Genomic DNA, 20,485 nt, shown 5'->3' with positions numbered 1-20,485 from the left:
TTATTGGATGGAGGCTTGTTGGCGGGCGAGGTCGAGGGCCTTGTTGAAGGCGTCGGAGGTCCAGCTGGCGCCGGCGACCTTGTCCACTTTGAGGCCCTTGAGCGGTTTGCCGTCGACCACGCCGTTGATGGCGTTGGCGAAATCGGTCTGATGCTGCTTGGAGATCGACGTGAACGGGTGGCCGATCACCTCCACGGTCTCGACGTTCTGGTCCTTGATGGTGATGTGCACGTCGATGGAATCCTCGCCCACCGGACCGTACTGGCCGTTGATCGAGTACGTGCCGTCCTTGTAGTTGCCGGTGTCCTTCACGCCCGACGAGTCACCGGACGACGACGAATCAGACGAGGACGAATCGGAGCCGTCGCCCGACTGAGACTGCTCCTCCTGCGACTGCTCCGTCTCGCCCGAGTTGCCGGCGTACTGGTCGTCCATCGGCGTCGCCTTCGACTCGCCACAGCCGGCCACGCCGCCGAGCAGCGCCAACGTGGCGGCGGTCAGTGCGATCGCCTTCGTCGCCTTGCTGCTGCTTGTGCCGCTTGTACTGGTACCCATGTCGCCCATCCTATCGGTCACTCCTCACCGCCGGTCTTGGCTGCCTTGGTCGGATCGGCGAAACCGATGGCGGTCTCGCCGGTCTGCGCGCCCTCGACCTGCGCACCGGTGGATGCGGGCCTGCCGCCAGCCGCCTCGTACGCGGCGCGCGCCTGCTCGTCGTTCCACTTCTCGCCGACGAGCACGCCGTGGTTGAGCATGATCTCGCGCTGCGCGCAGCTGGCGACGAGCGCGTCGTGCGTGACGACGATGATCGTCGTGCCCTGCTCGTGCAGCTGGCGGAACAGGTCGAGCACGATCTTCTCGTTCTTCTCGTCGAGGTTGCCGGTCGGCTCGTCGGCGAGGATGAGCTTCGGCTCGTTGATGAGCGCGCGGGCGATGCACACGCGCTGCTGTTCGCCGCCGGACAGCTGGCTGGGCAGGTGGTGCGCGCGGTCCTTGAGGCCGACGCGTTCCAGCGCCTCCATGGCCTGCTTCTCGTCGACGACGGAATGGTAGTACTGGGCGACCATCACGTTCTCCACGGCGGTCAGGTGCGGCACGAGGTAGAACTTCTGGAACACGAGGCCGATCATGTTCTTGCGCACGTCGGCGAGCTGCGAGGCGTTGAGGTCCTCCAGCTTGCGGCCTTCGAGCTTCACGGAGCCCTTCGACGGCGAATCCATGCAGCCGATCATGTTCATCAGCGTGGTCTTGCCGGAGCCGGACGAGCCGACGATCGCCAGCCATTCGCCTTCCGGCACGGTGAGGGTGAGGTCGTCCACGGCGTGGAGGTCGCCGTAGATCTTCGAGATGTGGTCGAGTTCAAGCAGCATTGGTGTTCCTTTGACGACGGGTTACAGCGGGTTACGTTACGGGTTACGACGGGTTCGGCGGTTCCGCGCGGTCGCGCCGGCACGCGGCGGTCGCGCCGGCTCACTCCTCGCGTAGCACGACGGCGGGGTCGATGCGCGTGGCGCGGTGGACGGGCGGGATGGAGGCGACGACGGCGACGATCGCGGCGAGCAGCACCGACGCGACGCCGAGACCCCAGTTGAACGGGAGCGAACGCTCGAACACGGCCACGCACAGCCAGCTGGCGAGCCCGTAGCCGATCGCGGTGCCGACGAGACCGCCGAGCAGGCCGTATATCGCGGATTCGACGTAGAACTCCACGCCGATTGCGGCGGAGCTCGCGCCGAGCGCCTTGCGCAGGCCGATCTCGTTGCGCCGCTGCGAGACGATCGAGCTGATCGTCGTGCCGACGCCGACGAGCGTGAGCACGAGCACCACGAGCGAGACGATCCAGAACAGCGTCTGCAGCATCGTGATGATGCGCGTGTCCGAGGCGGTGATCTTGGTGACCTGCTGCGCCTTGACGTGCATCGACGTCATGTCGTTGATGCTGGTGACGAGCGCGTTCAGGTCGCTTGCGCCGGACGAGTATTCAATGACGTCGACGCCGCGTTTGACGCCGGTGAGCTTGTCGACGTCCGCGTTGGTCGCGTAGATGATGGAATCCTCGCTGCCGCCCGTATCGACGATGCCTGCGACGCGGAACTCCGTGCCGGTCGTGTCCATGATGTCGCTGGAGACGCGGCCGTCCTGCATCTGCTGCGACGATTGCGACGATTGCGCGGCCGCATCGGATTCGGGGGATTCGGCGGATTGCGCGGAAGTCTCTCCCCCCGCCTCGCCGTGCGAGGCAGCCCCCTCATCAGAGGGGTCCGAGGAAGTCGCGGACGACGCGCCGGAGGACTCGCCAGCCGCACTCGACGCATCCGCGGACGACGCGCCGGACGCGTTGTCGGAGGCGCGGTAGCCGATGGTGATCGAGCCGCCGACCTTGAGTCCGATGGCGTCGGCGACGTCGCGGCCGACGAGCACCTTGCCGGCGGTCGGCCACGAGCCGTCCACCACCCAATGATGGTTGAGGTTGCGTACGGCCGCCGCGTCGACGCCCGCCATCACGTACGGCGCTGCGTTGACGCGCACGTTCTCGTACCGGTACGTCGCGTGCTTCTCGCCGCCCTTCGCCGCGACCATCTCGGTGGTGTGCTCGACCATCGCCGCATCGATGCCGGCGGCCTTCGCGGCGTCAGCATCACCGGACGAGCCGGACGCGCCAGCCGCGCCGGAATCACCGGCGGCGTCGCCCGTCGCGCCCGTCGTGTCACCGGTAGGAGTGACGATGAGATTCGCGCCGTACGCGCGCATCTCCTGGTTCATCTGCTGCGGCACGGCGATGCAGATCATCGCGAGGCAGAACAATGTGGCCGCGCCGACCGTCGACGCGATGACGGCCATGGCCGCGCGCGAACGGCGGCGGAACACGGCGCTGAACAGCATCCGGAAGAACATGCCGGTATTCGTCATCGATGATCTCCTTTACGCTCTTGGATGCGGGTTTCGCACTCTCCCCCGGTCGGTTCCGCCGACAGCCCACTCAACAGAGGGGGCCAGGAGAAAAGACCCGGCAACTCCCTCGGCAGGCTCTTCGACCGGAGGCCTGTTGCGGCGAACTCAGCGGCCATGGAGCACCTCCGCGGGCTTGAGGCTCAGAATCGAACGAATCGACGAGGCACTCGCCACGGCGACCGTGAGCGCAAGCAGCACGAACACGAGCACGAACACCATCGGACGCATCGTGATGCCCGAACCGAACACCACCTGCCCGATGATCTGCGCCACACCGGAGCCGAGCAGCGCGCCCACGATCGCGCCGAGCAGCGAGACGGCGGCCGTCTCGGCCATCATCAGACGCGAGACGGCGCCATCGGTCGCGCCAATCGCCTTGAGCAGCGCGAGTTCGCTGGACCGTTCCCCGATCGAGGCGACCATCAGGTTCGCGACGGCCACGGCAGCCGCGATCAGGCTCAGCACGGTCATCAGGATCATCACCGCCTGCGTCTTCTGCAGCACGTTGCCCTGCAATGCGGCGACCTGGCGCACCTGCTTGGCGACGGCCCCCGGAATCACCTCTTCGATCTGGTAGGCGATCGAACTCGGGTAGGCGGTGCAGTACCACGTCTCCCATTCGTCCTGACTGAGCGCGGCCGGATTCTTCGCGGCCTTGCGCGCCAGATCGTTCTCCGGCGTGGTGAGCGCCTTCACCTCGATCTTGTCGACCGAATCGGGCAGGTCGGCGAGCACCTGCGCGGTGGACGAGGCGAGGTAGAGAGACCCGTTCTCGTCGTCGCCGGAATCGTAGACGCCCGTCAGACGGATCTTCTGCGTGTGCGTCTCGCCGGACGCGGTCTTCTTCGTCAACGTGACCGTGTCGCCGCGCCCCACGCCGAGCCGTTGCGCGAGCGTCGCGCCGATCACGCCCTCGTCGGAATCGTCCTTCGGCCACGTGCCGTCGAGCGTCCACCACGAGCGCATGCCCTCGACGCCGACGACCGTCGTCTCGCCGGATTCCAGTTTGAGTTTCTTGTTGAACCACGTGCCGACGAGCGGCGCGTTCACGCCGTTCACGTCGGCGTGGACGTTGAGCTGCGGCGCGAAGTTGGTGATGTTGAACGCCCAGAAGATCGTCTTGATCTTCTTCGCGTCGGACTCCTTGAGGAACGACGTCGGGTCGGACGTGGCGCCCGACGATGCGCCCGAGCCCGCGGAGCCCTCCGTGTTGTACAGGTCGGAGACGACCGCGTCCGACTTCGGCTGCACGGTGATGTTCGAGCCGTAGGTGGACAGTTCGGCGTTGAGCTTGTCGCCCACGTCGAACACGACGCCGAGCATCGCCACGCTCACCGTGGCCGACAGGCACACGGTGAGGGCGATGAGCAGGCGCCGGCGTAGCTGACGCGTGAACGACCGCGCGATCATTCGCAGAAAGAACATGATGGAGCCTCCTGCCCTATCTCACTGGAAGTGGGCGCTCAGCGCGTCCAGATCGGCGGTTTGGATGGTGATCTTGCCGTTGCCGGTCTTGTACGGGAACGGGATCGGGTTGCAGCCGCCCTTGAAGCCGATCGTCGCGAGATTGATCGCGACCTCGCACTTCTTGCAGATGATCTTGCCGTCCTTCTCGTAGTATCCGGCGTCGCCGCAGTTCTCGCACGCGTCGAGGCCGATGCCGTACGCGCCGCCGTTCTTCTTGATGATGATGAACCGCATTTCGGTGCCGTCCTGCGCCTTGTATTCGAACCGGTGCAGGTGGCCGTCCTCGACCTGGCTGAACGGGATCGTCGCGACGCCGTCCTTGAGCGAATACGCTTCCGGCGGCGACAGCGTGATCGTGCGCGTGGTCGCGGCGACGCCCACAGTGAGCGTGACGGTCACGCCGATCGCGGCGACGAGACTCCACACGGCCGCGGCGACGGCACGACGGCGGAACGCCTTGTGCCGGCGCACGTCGGCCTCGTTCTCCCCCGCGCGCGGCGTCGTGGGCGTGCGGAAACCGGCGACGACGGACGCGACGGCGGGAATGACGAACACCACGCCCTGCGCGATGATCATCTGCGTGTTGTGGTTGATGGACCAGACGAGCGGCTGGAACAGGACGTGCGGGAACAGCAGCGAATGCGCCTGGATGATCTGCAGCAGGCCGGTCGCGTGCTGGACGAACAGTATCGCCATCATGAGCGCGGCGGCCGTGGTGAACGCCGGGCGCACGGCGGTGTTGCGCATCGTGCGGTAGATCGCGGCGACGATGACGGACATGACCACGCCGAGCGTGAATCCGAGCGCGCGCAGCAGCATCGCGGAGGTGAACGCGGTTTCGCCCGGTTCGACCCAGATGGTCAGCTGCAGGATGACGTCCGGCAGCGCGTAGAAGACGGTGAGCGCGATGGCGAGCGCGCCGACCGCGTTCGCCGCGTGCATGAGCGGCGCGTGCCGGCGCCAGTCCGTGGTGATCCAATGCCCGGCGATGACGGCGGCGATGGCGAGCACGTCGACGATGACGGCCACGGTGAGGACCGGCTGGTTGACGAAGGTGCGCTGGTTGATGACGGCGGTGGCGCGCAGCGCGGCGAACACGATGGCCGCGACCGTGCCGAACAGCAGGCCGTAGAGACGCCAGTGGGCGCTGAGCGGCTTGTCCTTGCCTTCACCGACCGTGAGTGTCACACTCAGGCACATGACCAGCAATGCGGGGGCCAGCGTTCCCGGCATCACCGCAACGAATTGTTCCAGCATTCGCGCCCTTTCCTGTCTGCCGATTGCGGCTGATATACGTCCTAACGTCCTAACGGCGAAAGCCCCCTCTGGCGAGGGGGCGTTTTCTTCACGGGTTTGCCGATACGGACGTTCGCTGATGCGAACGCCTGCCATACTGGCTCACTGTCGTTCGCCCTCGCCTAAAAACGCCTCTGGCGTTTTCTTCACGGCTCGGCCATTCCGCCGTGGTAATTTCCTATGGAAATTACCACTGACGCGGAGTGTACTCCCAGTTGTCGAAGGTGACTTCGATGGGCTCGGTCCAGAAGTGGCCCTTGACACCGGTCTCCGGATCGACGTGGAGCATCCAGCCCTTCTTGGCCGGGGATTCGATCGAGAGCTTCAGCTGGTAGGTGCCGGCCTTGTCGAGCTTGACGTTGGCGCCGTAGTGCGGGCCGTCGGAGGCGTTCATCTGCATGAAGGTGCCGGAGGTGGCGGTGCCACCCTCGACGGACTTGCCGGTGGACTTGTCGATGATGTCGTAGTTGACGGTCAGGTCAGGGATGAAGTCGCCCTTGCCGTAGCCGAGCTCGGTGCCCTTCTCGTTGGCGTGGATGTCGGCCTCGAGGTGGAAGGAGGCGTCCGCGGCCTTCAGGCCCATGGAGGACGGCTCCATGTCGATCGGCTGGAAGTAGACGGCGCCGACGGTCAGTGGGCCGGCCTCCTGATCCTGCTCCTCGGCGGTGCCGGATGGGCCGACCGGGACCTCTTCGAAGCCGGCGCCGGAATCGGAGGCGGCGGAGTCGGAGGAGCTGGAGTCGGAGGACTGCGAGGAGTCCGAGCCGGACTTGGTGGCCGTGTCGGAGCTGTTGGAGGAGCCGCAGGCGGCCAGCGAGAACGCCATGGAACCGGCGAGCAGCACGCCGAGCAGGGCGGCGATCTTCTTGTTCTTCATCATTTCTCTATCCTTTGTTTCTCTATTACGGAAGTGAAGGAACTTCACGGATTATTGGTTGAATTATCGATTACTCGGGAAAGTCTGTGTGCATGGCGGCCGCACGGTCAGGCCGCGGCGGCGGACGCCTTGAGCCTGCGTTGCTTGACGAAACCGACCGCGAACAGCGCGATCACGGCGATGGCGGCGATCACCTGCGCGACGATGCACTCGACGTACGGGTAGAAGCCGAGCCAGTCGTTCGTCGGCACGCCCTGCAGGTATGTCGCGGGCAGCGCGTCGCCCTCGATGAGCGCGTGCACGCCGCCGCCGGCGAAGATGACGACCAGCACGGCCATCAGGATCGACGTGACGAGGAAGAACGGGCCGATCGGGATCTTCACGGAGGTGAAGCGGATGATGAGGAAGATGATGACGAGCACGACGGCCGCGGCGATGCCGCCGGTCCACATGCCCTTCGAATCCTGGCTCATCGAGTAGATCGACTCGTAGAAGATGACGGTCTCGGCGCCCTCACGGAACACGGCGAGGAAGCTCAGCATCGCGAGCGAGACGACGGTGCCGAGCGCGACCTTGCTGCCGGATTCGACCTGCGCGGACGCGGAGGCCACGGCCGCTTCGGTCTTGTTGCGGATGTAGCGGTTCCACGCCTCGACCGAGCTCTTGTTGAGCATCCAGTTGCTGGTCCACAGCAGCATGCCCATGGCGACGAGCGCGCACACGCCCTCCATGATCTCCTGCTGCGGGCCGGAGCCGCCGAACAGCAGGCCGAAGATCACGGCGATGACGCCGGAGCCGGCGAGGCCGACGAGCACGCCCAGGTAGATCCACTTGGTGAATCGCTTGTTGCCGGACTTGACGAGGTAGGCGATCACGGCGGCGACGACGAGCAGCGCCTCAAGACCCTCGCGCACGAGGATGATGAACGCCTGGCCGACGGCGCTGGTGATGAACTTGGTGAAGCCGCCCTCCTGGTCGGCCGCGCCGCCGTCGAGGATGCCCGCGTCCTTGACCAGCATGGCCTTGAGGTCGTCGATGAGCTTCTTGGTGTCTTTCAGGGAGGCGCCGGTGTTCATCGACTTGCGGCACATCTTGAACTGGTATTCGACCTGCGAGACGCGGTTGCCGCTGATGGCGTTCATCACGTTCTTCTCGAAGCCGAGCTTCTCGTAGTACTGGTAGTAGGCCTCGTTGACGAGTGTGGCGCCTTTCGCGCCGTCGCCCTTCTCGTACGCCTTGTAGGCGTTGTCGAGAATCGGGGTCATTTCGTTGGCCACGTCGGTCCAGGAGCGGTTGCCCTTGCCGGGGTTCTTCTTCTTTTTGGCGTCAAGCTCCTTGCGCTCCTTGTCGAGCTCGGCCTGCAGCGCCTTCGCGTATTCCTTCGGCTTGGCGAGGCCGGTGTTCGCGTCGAGCTGCTGGGCGGTCGCGTCGAGGTCGGCGACGAGCGCGGTGATCTTCTGGTCGAGCTGGTCGTTGTTGCCCGGCACGTAGGAGAGGTTCTGGATGTCCTGGAACGCCTGCTGCTGCGCGGTCTGCTTGTCCGCGCCGATGGTCTGGGAGACGACGGCGGTGAAGTTCGAGGCCACGTAGATCGAGTTGTACGCGGACATGAAGTCGGAGGTGGCACCGGACGTGTTGCCGCTTTCGTATTCGTGCTGGCCGTTCTGCAGTTCCTCGGCCATCGCCTCGGCGACGGCTCCCCACGTCTTGTAGTTCGTGGCGTCGCTGGTCGCGGACGACAGTCCGGACGACTTCGACGACGAATCGGCCGCGAGCGCGGTCTGCGGCACGACGGGCGCGACCGCCACCGCCACGATCATCATCAGCGCGCCGGCGAGCGCGACGAGCCTCACCGGAACGCGTTTGAGCAGCGCAAACGCAGACATCCCGAAATTCCTCTCTAAATCCACAATCCCCATGAACGATAGAGAAGAAATTCCGATAACAACAGTCTTGACTTTTGGTGCGACACGTGGCAGTCGCGGCATATAACGCTATACTATGGGCACATTCCGCGGTTTTGCGGCAATTTCATCGACGATTCCACCCGCAGTGCGTCTCACATCGCGACCATTCACACCTTTTAAGACAGATAGTCTCACGATATGAGACACACGGCCTCTCGCCCCCACGCAACCGCGCCACGTCACACCGAGACACAGCGCACAAAACCGCACCCATACCGGATAACGACCGAACCGGACCGAACCAAATCGCACAGCAGCACCGAGCCGTCTCACGGTTTTACACGAAATTCGGGCAACCGGGGCTCGGCGATTGCGCCACGGTGGCGTTCGGGTACAATCATTCGGGCCGAAGACGGCGGCATCCCGCGCGAAACCAGCTGCCACAGGGCGAGCGTGACCCGATTCGCACACCCACCGCCCATCACCCGAACCCCGATACCCCACCTCGACGTCCACCGACATCACCCTGATACCCACCCATCACCGACATACGAAGGAGCATCGCCGATGACGAGCGAGCAGCAGAACGAATCCACCATGCAACTGAAGAAGGACCACAGGACCGGCGTCATCGTGGCCATCGTCGTCGCGGCCGCAGCAGCCGCCATATTCCTGACCGCCGGACTCGGCAGCGGCACCGCGAGCGCCGAATCCGTCGAGAACTGCACGACGCAGCTCACCGCGCTCGAAACGCACCAGGACGCGCTCAAGACCACGCAGGAAAGCGCGGACGAAGCCGCCACACTCACCGCGGACGACGTGGAGGACGCGTCGCTGCTCAAGGACCTGAAAGCCGCACAGGCCGAAGTCGACAAGCTCGGCGACGCCCCGGCCTGCCCCGCCGACGGCTCGCAGGACGACGTGGACACCGCCATCGCCTCCATCCGCGACTACTCGGACGGCCTGCGCGCCGCCACCAGCGGTCTCGACGCCGCCGCGAAGGCCGTCATCGCCTCCAACGAGGCGCTCACCGGCACCGCCGAATAAACCGCCGAGCGCACCACAACACACACAGCCAAACACACACCCGTGGATTTCCCGGGTATTCCATCGGCATTCAGCATACGTTCAGACCACCCGTGCCATACTGGGAGCCGGACAAACCGGCTCCGGCACCACGGGCCGGGCATCATGCAATCATCCCGAGGAAACCGAGGAACCACACACCACATGCTGCTGACCACGCCGCCGGGCACCCCGAAGACCACGCCACTGGTATCGGTCATCGTCCCGGTGCACGACACCGAGGAATACGTACGCTACAGCGTCGACTCGATCCTGCGGCAGTCATACGCGCGACTCGACATCATCCTCATCGACGACGGTTCCACCGACGCCAGCGCCGCCATCCTCGACGAATACACGCTGCGCGACGACCGCGTGACCGTCATCCACCAGACGCACGCCGGCGCGGCGAAGGCCCGCAACGCGGGACTCGACGCCGCGCGCGGCGCGTACGTGACGTTCGTCAACAGCGACGACATCCTCGACCGCCGGTACGTCGAGCTGCTGCTGCACGCCGCACTGCGCACCGGCGCCGACCTCGCGAAGGCGCGATGGCGGCAGTTCGGCGTCGCGCGGCTGTACGACGTGGCCGAAGCCACGGCGGAAGGCGAGCGCGAGCCGGAACACGTGACCGTGTTCACCGACGCGCTGCAGGCGTACCAGAACGTGTTCTGCAAAAGCCTGCGCCTCGTCGGCACCGAATTCGGTCGCAACACGGAAGCCCGGTATTTCAACGATTCCTGCTGGGGACGCCTCTACCGCAGCACCCTATGGGAGGGGCTGCGGTTCCCCGAAGACACCAGCGCGCACGTGACGATGACGGCCGGCGAACTGTACCCGCGCGTGGGCAAGGTCGCCGACATCGACGTGGTGCTCTACCACCAGCTGCAGCACGAAGGCGACGAGCCGCCGGAACACGAGTTCGCCTACCAGCACGATATGGCCGCGGCCGCCGCGCGCAACTTCGACATCGCGATGGCGCACGGCGTGCTGCCCGCGCGCAGCTACTACGCGCTGGCGAGCGCATGCGACGCCGAACCGGCAGCGAAGGACTTCGACGCGCCGGACATGGACGCATCGGTGCGCGAGACGCATCGGGCCGCGTATCAGAGCGATCTGCTGGCGCTGTCGCGGCTGACGGGGCGGCTCACGCCGGCGCAACGGCTGCGCTGCACGACCACGCAGCTGATCCGGCGGTTCGAGCACCGCATGTACTGGCTGCGCGCCGACCTGCTCAAACGCGATCGGAAACCATGGTCGAGCGCGGACATGCACATCGAGGACGACGGCGACGCGGGTGCGGCGGGCGCGGTGACGGCGACGGATCGGCAGGAACCGGACGCACCGGGCGCCGCTTCTACTCCACGCTCTTGAGAGCGCCGACCGGGTCGATGCGGTCGAGCACCGGATTGGTGAGCAACTGCACGAGCAGCGTGAACGCGAGCGTCACCGCCGCGGCGATCAGATAGCTCACGGGGCGCACCTCCACCTCGAAGTACATGCCGGGCATGGCGAGCGCGGCGGTGAGCAGCCCGCCGACCCACCGGCCGAGCGGCAATCCCACGAGGATGCCCGCCACCGTGAGGATCATCATCTCCTTGTTGACGTACAGGTGCACTTCGCGGTCGAAGAATCCGAGCACCTTGAGCGTCGCCATCTCGCGCACGCGTTCGGAGACGTTCGTGTTGGCGAGCGTGAACAGCACGACGAGCGCGAGCCCGCCCGCGAGCCCGACGATCAGCGCCACCACCGCGGCCATCAGCTCGAACTGGAAGCTGCGCTCGAGTTTGTCGGTGCTGACGGCGCTCAGCACAGACGGGTCGCGCGCGAGCTTGTCGGCGTAGGCGATGTTCTCGTCTGCGGTGCCGTCGAGCATGGCGAGGCGCGCGTTGAGTGTCACGTCGGCGTCGGCGTTCACGCCGAACGTGTTCCGGTACTGCGTTTCGGTCATGTACACATTCGAGCCGATGAGGTTGCGCGAGACGGCGGCGACCTTCGCTTCGCCGATGCGCATGTTCGCATCGTGCAGGGTCACGGTGTCGCCGGCCTTCACGCCGAGCGCGTTCGCGGCCGATTGGTCGACGATCACGCCGCCGGACGCACCGGACGCGCTGCCGTCCGCCGTGCCGCCCGCCGCGCCGAGCGTGAGTTCCTCATGGTCGCCGGTGGCGTCGCGTAGCGCGATCATGTCGTCGAGCCGCCCGGCGTCCTTGTTCGGCACGACGAGCAGTTCGACGGATTCGCTGGAATCGTCGGCGTCGAGCTCGCCGCTTTCGACGCGCAGGTCGAGCGTGCTGGTGGCGCGGCCGTCCTCGTCGACGCGTTCGCGCATGGCGTCCGCGTCGGAGTCGCCGGCGACGACCATCAGCGAGTAGCGGGTGATGTCCTCGTACTGTTTCACGCCGAGCGTGGCGACGGAATCGTTGATGGCGAGACCGCACACGATGAGCGCGGTGCATCCGGCCACGCCGCCGACCGTCATCACGAGGCGGCTTTTGAAGCGCGCGATGTTGCGCGCGGTGACTTTGTTGAGGAAGCTCATGTGCCGCCAGACCGGTGGGATGCGTTCGAGCAGCACGCGCGTGCCGGCCTTCGGCGCCTTGGGCCGTATGAGCGCGGCCGGGGTCTGGCGCAGTTCGCCCGCGCAGGCGGCGATCGTGGCGATGAGGATGCCCGCGACGAACAGTGCGATGCCGGCGGAACCGTACAGCCAGTCGTATTCGAGCCGGATGCCGGGAATAGTGTACAGGCCTTCGAGCACGACGAGCAGGAACGCGGGAATGCCGACGAATCCGGCGACAAGGCCGAGCCCGCCGCCGATCAGGCAGGCGAGCACGGCGAACAGCACGTAGCGCATGGCGATGGCGACCGGGCCGTAGCCGAGGCCGGTGTAGGTGCCGATCAGGCCGCGGTCCTCCTCCACCATGCGGGTCATCGTGGTGAGGCTCATGAGCACGGCGACGAGCAGGAACACCACAGGGAACGCGCGCCCGATCGATTCGATGGAGCTCACGTCGGAATCGAGCGCGCTGTAGCCGTCGATGGAGCTGCGTGTCTGCACGTACCAGCGTGCGGCGGCGATGTCGTCGATGCGCTGCTGTTGCGTGGCGAACCGCGTGGTCGCGGTCTTGCGTTGCGCGTCAAGGTCCTTCTGCGCCTGTTCGAGTTGCGCGGCGCCTTCGTCGAGCTGCGTCTGTTGGTCGTCGATCTGTTTGAATCCATCGCGGATCTGCACACGTCCGGTGCGGATCTGTTCGGCTTGCGTGGAGAGTTGCGCCGATTGTGTTTCGAGTTGTGCGATGGTCGCGTTGATTTGGTCGAGTTGCGCCTGCAGTCCGTTCACTTGCGCGGCGGATTCGTCCGCCTGCGAGCGCAGCCGCACGGCCGTGTCGCCGGCCTGCTTCGCGGCCTGTTCCAGCGGCGCGAGCGCGGCATCGCTTGCGCCGGCCTCGCGCGCATCGGTCACGGCCTGGTCGGCGGCCGCTTTCGCCTGATCGGCGGCGGACGCCGCCTGCTCGGCGACGTCGCGCATGGTCTGCGCGGTGGCGAGGCCCTGTTGGAGTTGCGCCTGCCCGTTGCGCGCCTGCGTGAGGCCGGTGTTGAGTTGGTCGCGGCCCTCTTCGAGCCGTTCCGCGTTGTTTTCGAGGGTGACTTGCTGGTCTTCGAGGTTGCGTTTCGCGTCTTTGAGTTGTTGTCTGCCGTTGTCGAGCTGCGCCTTTTGGTCGTCGATCTGGTGTTGCGCGTCGTCGAGTTTGGTTTCGGCGTCCGATTTCGCGGTGTCGAAGGCGCGTTGCGCGCGGTTCACGATGGTCTGCCGCCGCGACTGCTGTTGCGCGTTCTGCACGGTGTTTTCGATGCGGGTGGCGACTTCGCCGACGATGGCGTCGTAGTCGTCGCCGAACGTGTCTTCGTCGGCGGCGCCCTTGACGGTGAGGCTGATGGCCGTGTACACGTTGCCGGTCACGCCCGCGCTGGGCGCGAAGAACGTGTAGTCGGATGTCGCGGAGCGGCGGAACGCTTCGGTGCCGATGCCGTCGGGGTTGCTCAGGTCCGTGGGGTCGAGCACTTCGCCGACGATGGTGAGGTCGGTCGGGAAGGCGGGGGCCTGTTCGGCTGTGTCGTCGGATGTTGTGTCGCCGGATACGGAACCATCGGAGGCGGAATCGACGGAACCATCGGAGGCGAGCGCATCGGCCGTGTCGGCCTCTTCCGGCGTGACGGTGAGACGGCTGCCGAGCTTGAGCCCGCTGTCCTTGAGGAATGTGCGCGTGACGGCGATCTCGCCGGCCTTGCGCGGTATGCGCCCGTCGGTGAGGTGCGGCCGATCGAGCCCTTCCGTGCCGATCTCACGCATCGTGACGGTTTTGTCGGTGCCATCGATTTCGGTCGTCACGCTTTGCGTGCGCTCGGGCTGCACCTTGGCGACGCCGTCGACACGGCGCAGCGCGATGACGTCGGCGTCGGTGAGACCGTACGTGGACAGCACTTGGATGTCGTGCAGGCCTTGCGCGTCGTAGAAGCGGTCGGCGGCGCGGAACATGTCGCGGCAGCCGGCGTAGATGCCGGTGAGCACGGCCACGCCGAGCAGCGTGATGACCGCGATGGAGACGAACCGTTTCCATCCGCGCAGCCAGCAGCGCAGCGTGTCCTTGACGAACGCCGCAGACACGCCCGCGCCGGACGGCGCCGACGAACGTCGTGACCCTCCGCGCACATGTCCCCCAATCATCCTCGTCATCGTGCCCGTCTCCCTACCATTCGATGTCGGCGATCGGCGTGGGGTGCTCGTTGACCTCGGAGGCCGTCACCCTGCCGGAGCGGAAGCGGATCACCTTGTGCGCCATCGGGGCGAGCGCGGAATTATGCGTGATGATCATCACCGTCATGCCTTGTTCACGGCAGATGTCCTGCAGCAATTGCAGCACCTCCTTGCCGGTCTCATAGTCGAGCGCGCCGGTCGGCTCGTCGCACAGCAGCAGTTTCGGCTTCTTCGCGATGGCGCGCGCGATGGAGACGCGCTGCTGCTCGCCGCCGCTCAACTGCGCGGGAAAATTGTCGAGGCGACTGCCGAGACCGACCTTGCGCAGTGTTTCGGCCGGGTCGAAGTGGTCGGGGCAGATCTGCGAGGCGAGCTCCACGTTCTCAAGCGCCGTCAGGTTGGGGACGAGATTGTAGAACTGGAAGACGAAGCCGATGTCGGTGCGCCGGTAGCCGACGAGGTCGCGCTTGCCGAGCCCGGTGATGTCGCGCCCGCCGACGATCACGCGCCCGGAGGTGGCGGTGTCCATGCCGCCGAGGATGTTCAACGCCGTGGTCTTGCCCGCGCCCGACTGCCCGAGGATCACGGTGAGCTCGCCTTCGTCCGCGGTAAAGCTCGCGCCGTCGAGCGCGCGGATCGGCTTGCCGCCGCCCGTCGGATACTCCTTGACCACGTTCTCGAATTCGATGTACGCCATCATCACGCCCTTTGTCCGAGTATTCGCGCCGCAGCCATGGCCGTAAGGATGACCATCGAATCGGCATCTGCTACAGTGCCAGTAAAACAACACCGTGTCGGTTCCGCAACCAACAGTCGGATTGGCAAATGTCGGACAGCCGAACCCTCGAGGAGCACGATCCATGACCAAAGACCTGACGGAAAGCCGGCGGACGCGCTATACCCGGGCCGCGATGCAGGACGCGCTCATCGAGCTGCTGCGCGATCAGGCGCTCGGCGACATCACCGTCAAGGCCCTGTGCGAGCGGGCGGACGTGAACCGCTCCACGTTCTACGCGCATTACTCCAACATCGAGGAACTGCTGCACGACATCGAAGATGAAACGATGGCATGGGTCACCGGAACGCTCGATCAGCTCATGAAACAACCGGACCCGGCAAGCATCGAACACATCATCGAACGCGTCTGCCGATACATCGCCGACAATCGCAACCATCTGCAGGTGCTGATGAGCCCGAAGGCGGACGTCGGATTCCAACAGCAGCTGCTCGGACTGATCTACGGCAGACAGTCGGCGGTCGAACAGATGCAGACCGACGCCGCCACACCGCAGGAGGCGCAGATGCGCATGCGCTTCGCCGTCTCCGGCAGCATCGGCCTCATCCAGCACTGGCTCGCGACCGACCTCGCCGCCACCCCGGAATCCGTGGCGCACATCATCTTCACGATGTCCATGCCGTCCTCGCGATGAGGCGCGGCACCCTCACGCACGCACACGCGTCACACGCACCACAAGCACAAATCACCGAGGCCACGTTGCGGGCGAGCCGGCGCCGGGGCGGCACCCGAAGACCTACAATGGCGGACATTGCGCGGGTCGTACCGCGCGGCGCCCGGCCGGGCATCCGGCGGCGTCCCAGAGACAACCAGAGACAGAGAGAAGACAACATGAGTTCCGTCAATGACGCGGCGCCCAAGAAGCCGCGCGAAACCGACGACGTGCCGGTGCCGGCGACGCTGCGCAAATCGTTGAAGAACCGCCACATCCAGCTGATCGCACTGGGTGGCGCGATCGGCACGGGCCTGTTCTACGGCTCGAGCGAGTCCATCGCGCTGGCCGGCCCGTCCATCCTGCTCGCCTACCTGATCGGCGGCCTCGCGATCTTCATGATCGTGCGCGCGCTGAGCGAGATGAGCGTGGAGGACCCGAAGGCGGGCGCATTCAGCTACTACGCCACGCGCTACTGGTCGAAGCGCGCCGGGTTCATCTCCGGATGGAACTACTGGTTCAACTACATCCTCGTCTCGATGGTGGAGCTGGCCGTGGTGGGCAGCTTCGTCAACTACTGGTTCCCGGCGATTCCCACATGGGTTTCGGCGGCCGTGTTCCTCGTGGTGATCTGCGCCGCGAACCTGCTGGGCGTGAGCAAGTTCGGCGAATTCGAATTCTGGTTCGCGATCATCAAGATCGTCGCCGTGATCGCGATGATCATCGGCGGTCTGGCCGTCATCGTGTTCGCGCTGCCGACCGCTTCGGGCGTGAAGGCGAGCTTCGCGAACTGGTTCACCGTGGGCGGCGGGTTCTTCCCGAACGGGCTGATGAGCCAGGCGAAGGGCGGCTCGTGGACCGGCCTGCTGATGGCGCTCGTCGTGGTGATGTTCAGCTTCGGCGGCACCGAGCTCATCGGCATCACGGCCGGCGAGACGGAGGATCCGCGCCGCACGATCCCGCGCGCCACGAACGACATCATCTGGCGTATCCTCGTCTTCTACATCGGCGCGCTGGGCGTGATCATGGCCGTCGTGCCATGGAACACGATCGGCGGCGACGGCGCTCCGAGCCCGTTCGTGCAGATCTTCGACTCGGTGGGCATCCACGCGGCCGCCGGCATCCTCAACTTCGTGTGCCTGACCGCCGTGATGAGCGTCTACAACTCCGGCCTGTACGCCAACTCGCGCATGCTGTACTCGCTGGCGAAGCAGGGCAACGCGCCCGCCTACCTCGGCAAGCTCAACAAGCATGGCGTGCCGGTGGCGGGCGTGCTCACCTCCGCGGTGATCACCGCGATCGCCGTGGTCGTCGTGTTCGTGTGGCCCGATTTCGCGTTCAACTATCTGATGTCCATCGCCACGATCGCGGGCATCATCAACTGGACGATGATCATGTTCACCGAAATGCGGTTCCGCCGTGTGGTGGCGGACGGCGGCGCGCCGGAAGACACCGAGCTGGCGGGCAAATCCGGCCAGGAGGCGCTTGACGCGATCCACTTCAAGCTGCCGTTCGCGAAGGTCACGCCGTGGGTGGTGCTCGCGTTCCTCGCGCTCGTGGTGGTGCTCATGTGCTTCTCCGACGGCTACCGCGTGGCCGTCATCGCCGGCGTGATCTGGCTGGCGATCCTGTTCGTCGCCTACCAGCTGACCCAGGCGAAGCGCCGTTAGCGCACCAGATGTGCGGCGTGCACGGCGCGCGCACCCGAAGGCACACCGCACACACCGGCTATCGGAGCGTCCCCCGCACGATGATGCGTCATCGTGCGGGGGACGCTCCGTATTTGTTGCCATCATTCACGGAATCATTCACGGAACAGATCGTCGACGCCTACGAGACGTAACGTCGACGGCTCCGCGGCGGCCATATCGACGAGTCCACGCTCGAAACCGCCCAACGAGAACAGGACAGACAGCCGCGTTTCCATCCCCGTGCGGGCCGCACGCGCACGCAACAGGCTCAGCATGGATCCGTTCATCGCCGTATTGCGGAATTTGCATTCGCCGACGATCGCCTGCTTCCCGGAGTCGTCTACCGCCATCACGTCGATCTCGTCCGTTCGATTCCACCAACGTCCCACCACACGGGCGCGGAACGGTAACCGTCCGGCGATGCTCTCACGCCACATCCATTCACGGCACATCCCTTCGAAAGGCTTGCCGGCGAAATCATGCAGGACGGGTCCGATATGCCGCTCATACACGCCATCCACATCGCCTCGTTCCAGTTCGGAACGATAGGGGAAGATGAATGAATACCAGAATCGGAAGAAATTATCGCTCAGCTGGTACAGCCCGCGCGCACCCTTTGCCAGCTCCTTGAGCTTCGCGGTGACTGGAAACTCACGTTCCACGATGCCCAATTCCATCAGGTTCGCCAGATACGACGAGACCGTGGCTCCGGGCATCATCGCATGCGTCGCGATTTCGTTCAACGATGTGGCGCCGAGCGCGATCGCCCGGATCACACTATTGTATTTCGCGGTTTCGCGCAGCTCCTCGTGCAGCAGGAACTCCACCTCGCTGTATAACGGTGCGATCCGTCTGAGGATATGGCGTCTGACGTTCTCGGCCACCCCCATATCGGGATCGAACTCCTCAAGGTAACGGGGGATGCCGCCCAACATCGCATAGGCGAGCGCCTTGTCTTCGGCGCTATAGTCGGGGAAGAAACGCACCGCGTCCCAATACGGCATCGGACCGATCTTCAGGATGCCGGTCGCGCGACCATACAGCGGCGATTTCTCGGCCAGCAATTCCTTCTCCATGAAGCTCATCGCACTGCCGCAAATCACGATCATCAGATTCGCGTCACGCAGCGTATGGTCCCACAGGTTCTGCAGCACCGACGGCAGCGACGGATCGGACCTGACCAGATACGGGAATTCGTCGAACACGACGAGCCGACGACCGCCATCGGCTGTTGCGGGCAGTTTGGCCAGCTCACCCAACGCGCGCTCCCAGGACGGATATTGGCTGAGATAGTCCTTGCCGGGAGCGCCCGCTTCGAACATCAAGCGGGAGAACGAAGCGAGCTGTTCCTCCTTCGTGGCGTTCTGCGCCGCGAAGAACAGCGTCTCCTTGCCTTGGGAGAAATGGACGAGCGTCGCCGTCTTCCCCACACGTCTGCGCCCGTACACGAAGACAAGCTGCGCCTTTCGGGCCTTATAGCACTCGTCGAGCTGCTCCAGATCGTCGACGCGACCGATGAACGCCATGTTCTCTCCCCCTGCAATGCCGTCCTGACGATTCACAATAAGTATAATCACGATTTATTGTATCGTGATTATACTAATCACGATACAATAACGATTGCATCACGCGCTGTACGTGGGCGCTTCCGATTCGCGGGTACTATCGAATGACGTTGACGCCTACGAGCATGGCTCAGATTCGGATTCTACCTCGACATCAACCTAGACTGTGGCACGCACTGCTCGCGGTGGATGTCTCTCCGTCCACTACGGAATCCGCAAAGTGGTCGACTTCGGGGAATGGGCAGCGACCGCTCAGCGCGCCGACGATCACCATCGTCATCGCCGGCGCAACACTGCTGGTCGTTGCGATCGTGATCGTACGCCGGCGCACCTCGTGGTGACCGCCCCGCTCCCCTACTCCTCCTCGGGGTAGGTCATATGCCACTGGTCGCGGCGGATCTCGGTCATCATGGACATCACGTCGCGCGTGTAGCCAAGATGCATGAGACCCTCGATCTCCGCAGCCGCCTGCGCCTTCGGGATGTCGCCGCGTTCGCCCGCCTCGTGTGTGGCGATCGCCCGCTCCATGTCCGCGACCTCATAGGCCAGCGCGTTCGCGGTCTCCCCGGCTTCGACGGTGCGCACGGGCTTGCCGGACGTGCCGTAGATCGTGGCGCGCTCGCCGCGCGGATAGTCGAAGATCTCCACGTAGCCGTTTTCGAAGACGATGGTGCCACGCTTCGGCTGCTTCGCATGCAGCGACAGGGTGATGGTGGCCATCTGCCCGTCCGGGTTGGTCAGGAGGATGCCGGCCTGCTCGTCCACGCCGGTGGGCGCCGCCTTGACCTGAGAGACGATCCGATCCGGTTTGGAGCTCATGAACCAGCGCATGCAGGAGAGCGCGTACACGCCGATGTCGAGCATGGCGCCGCCGGCGAGGTCGCGGTTGAAGAAGCGGTTGGCCATGTCATACTCCTTGTAGGAGCCGAAGTTCATTTGGATGAGCTTGACTGCGCCGAGTTCACCGCTCGCGATGATCCGGTCGAGTTCGCGGTACAACGGCATGTGGTAGAGGGTCATCGCCTCGGCAAGCAGCACGTGGTTGGCTTCGGCGAGTGTGATGGCCTCCTCCAGCTCATCCGAGTTGAGGGTGATGGATTTCTCGCACAGCACGTGCTTGCCAGCTGCCAGCGCCTTGCGCAGGAAGCCGATGTGCGTGTTGTGCGGTGTGGAGATGTAGATGACGTCCACGTCCGGGTCGGCGAATACGTCGTCGATGGTGTCGTAGACCTTGCCGATGCCGTATCGTTCGGCGAAGGCGACGCCTTTGGCATGGGTGCGGTTGGCGACCGCGTATAGCTTGCGTCCATTGCGTTCCAATGCCTGTTCGAGCTCGTTGGCGATGACGCCGCACCCCAGTGTGGCCCAGTTGAGTTCGCGCATGATGACCTCCTCACGTCCGATGCCGTCTCTGGCTGCATTGTAGCGGCAGCGACGATACCGCCGGCGCGGCGGATA

The 20,485-nt window shown here is 65.1% G+C and carries 15 protein-coding genes; 4 read left to right on the top strand and 11 right to left on the bottom strand.

Annotated elements, in window-relative coordinates; translation table 11 throughout:
• The 7 genes from BFAL_RS02160 to BFAL_RS02130 form a co-directional block, all read right to left on the bottom strand.
• Nucleotides 1-555: an FMN-binding protein gene (locus tag BFAL_RS02160; RefSeq protein WP_055426800.1), complete on the bottom strand. Its 555-nt coding sequence runs from the start codon at nucleotides 553-555 to the stop codon at nucleotides 1-3.
• A gap of 17 nt (nucleotides 556-572) precedes the next feature.
• The gene (locus BFAL_RS02155) at nucleotides 573-1,370 is read right to left on the bottom strand and encodes an ABC transporter ATP-binding protein (protein ID WP_055426796.1); all 798 of its coding nucleotides are present in this window, start codon (nucleotides 1,368-1,370) and stop codon (nucleotides 573-575) included.
• A 100-nt stretch (nucleotides 1,371-1,470) separates the two neighbouring features.
• Nucleotides 1,471-2,910, bottom strand: coding sequence for an ABC transporter permease (locus BFAL_RS02150; protein ID WP_055426795.1), 1,440 nt, complete (start codon nucleotides 2,908-2,910; stop codon nucleotides 1,471-1,473).
• A 147-nt stretch (nucleotides 2,911-3,057) separates the two neighbouring features.
• Nucleotides 3,058-4,377, bottom strand: a complete 1,320-nt coding sequence (locus tag BFAL_RS02145; RefSeq protein WP_055426794.1) for an ABC transporter permease — start codon at nucleotides 4,375-4,377, stop codon at nucleotides 3,058-3,060.
• Nucleotides 4,378-4,398: 21 nt separating this feature from the next.
• Nucleotides 4,399-5,676 (bottom strand): DUF2318 domain-containing protein, encoded by a 1,278-nt coding sequence (locus BFAL_RS02140; protein WP_055426793.1) that lies wholly within the window; start codon nucleotides 5,674-5,676, stop codon nucleotides 4,399-4,401.
• Nucleotides 5,677-5,902: 226 nt separating this feature from the next.
• On the bottom strand, nucleotides 5,903-6,595 hold the full coding sequence (locus BFAL_RS02135; RefSeq protein ID WP_082440278.1) for an iron transporter: 693 nt from the start codon (nucleotides 6,593-6,595) through the stop codon (nucleotides 5,903-5,905).
• A gap of 104 nt (nucleotides 6,596-6,699) precedes the next feature.
• Nucleotides 6,700-8,415 carry an FTR1 family iron permease gene (locus tag BFAL_RS02130; RefSeq protein ID WP_236691625.1) on the bottom strand — a complete coding sequence of 572 codons (1,716 nt, stop codon included), beginning with the start codon at nucleotides 8,413-8,415 and terminating at the stop codon, nucleotides 6,700-6,702.
• Nucleotides 8,416-9,066: 651 nt separating this feature from the next.
• Between BFAL_RS02130 and BFAL_RS02125 the strand changes: the two genes are divergently transcribed.
• Together BFAL_RS02125 and BFAL_RS02120 are read left to right on the top strand one after the other, a co-directional pair.
• Entirely contained in the window at nucleotides 9,067-9,546 is a 480-nt protein-coding gene (locus BFAL_RS02125) for a hypothetical protein (protein WP_055426791.1), read from the top strand.
• Nucleotides 9,547-9,729: 183 nt separating this feature from the next.
• Nucleotides 9,730-10,938, top strand: a complete 1,209-nt coding sequence (locus BFAL_RS02120; RefSeq protein ID WP_082440277.1) for a glycosyltransferase family 2 protein — start codon at nucleotides 9,730-9,732, stop codon at nucleotides 10,936-10,938.
• On the opposite strand, the gene BFAL_RS02115 is transcribed toward BFAL_RS02120, so the two are convergent.
• Both BFAL_RS02115 and BFAL_RS02110 read right to left on the bottom strand, forming a co-directional pair.
• Nucleotides 10,922-14,302 carry an FtsX-like permease family protein gene (locus BFAL_RS02115; RefSeq protein ID WP_055426790.1) on the bottom strand — a complete coding sequence of 1,127 codons (3,381 nt, stop codon included), beginning with the start codon at nucleotides 14,300-14,302 and terminating at the stop codon, nucleotides 10,922-10,924. The genes BFAL_RS02120 and BFAL_RS02115 overlap by 17 nt on opposite strands.
• Before the next feature lie 13 nt (nucleotides 14,303-14,315).
• Nucleotides 14,316-15,020 carry an ABC transporter ATP-binding protein gene (locus tag BFAL_RS02110; RefSeq protein ID WP_055426798.1) on the bottom strand — a complete coding sequence of 235 codons (705 nt, stop codon included), beginning with the start codon at nucleotides 15,018-15,020 and terminating at the stop codon, nucleotides 14,316-14,318.
• A 163-nt stretch (nucleotides 15,021-15,183) separates the two neighbouring features.
• On the opposite strand from BFAL_RS02110, the gene BFAL_RS02105 reads away from it, so the two are divergent.
• A complete protein-coding gene (locus BFAL_RS02105; RefSeq protein WP_055426789.1) occupies nucleotides 15,184-15,753 on the top strand; it encodes a TetR/AcrR family transcriptional regulator in 570 nt (189 codons plus the stop codon).
• Nucleotides 15,754-15,950: 197 nt separating this feature from the next.
• Nucleotides 15,951-17,441 (top strand): amino acid permease, encoded by a 1,491-nt coding sequence (locus BFAL_RS02100; protein ID WP_055426788.1) that lies wholly within the window; start codon nucleotides 15,951-15,953, stop codon nucleotides 17,439-17,441.
• Nucleotides 17,442-17,575: 134 nt separating this feature from the next.
• Here BFAL_RS02100 and BFAL_RS02095 read toward each other — a convergent pair whose 3' ends face one another.
• Nucleotides 17,576-18,988, bottom strand: a complete 1,413-nt coding sequence (locus tag BFAL_RS02095) for an ATP-binding protein (protein WP_055426787.1) — start codon at nucleotides 18,986-18,988, stop codon at nucleotides 17,576-17,578.
• Nucleotides 18,989-19,381: 393 nt separating this feature from the next.
• The gene (locus tag BFAL_RS02090) at nucleotides 19,382-20,410 is read right to left on the bottom strand and encodes a Gfo/Idh/MocA family protein (protein ID WP_055426786.1); all 1,029 of its coding nucleotides are present in this window, start codon (nucleotides 20,408-20,410) and stop codon (nucleotides 19,382-19,384) included.
• Between the last annotated feature and the right edge of the window lie 75 nt (nucleotides 20,411-20,485).

It is taken from the genome of Bifidobacterium aesculapii (genome assembly GCF_001417815.1).
GTDB lineage: Bacteria > Actinomycetota > Actinomycetes > Actinomycetales > Bifidobacteriaceae > Bifidobacterium > Bifidobacterium aesculapii.
This window is presented reverse-complemented; position numbering and strand designations above follow the sequence as displayed.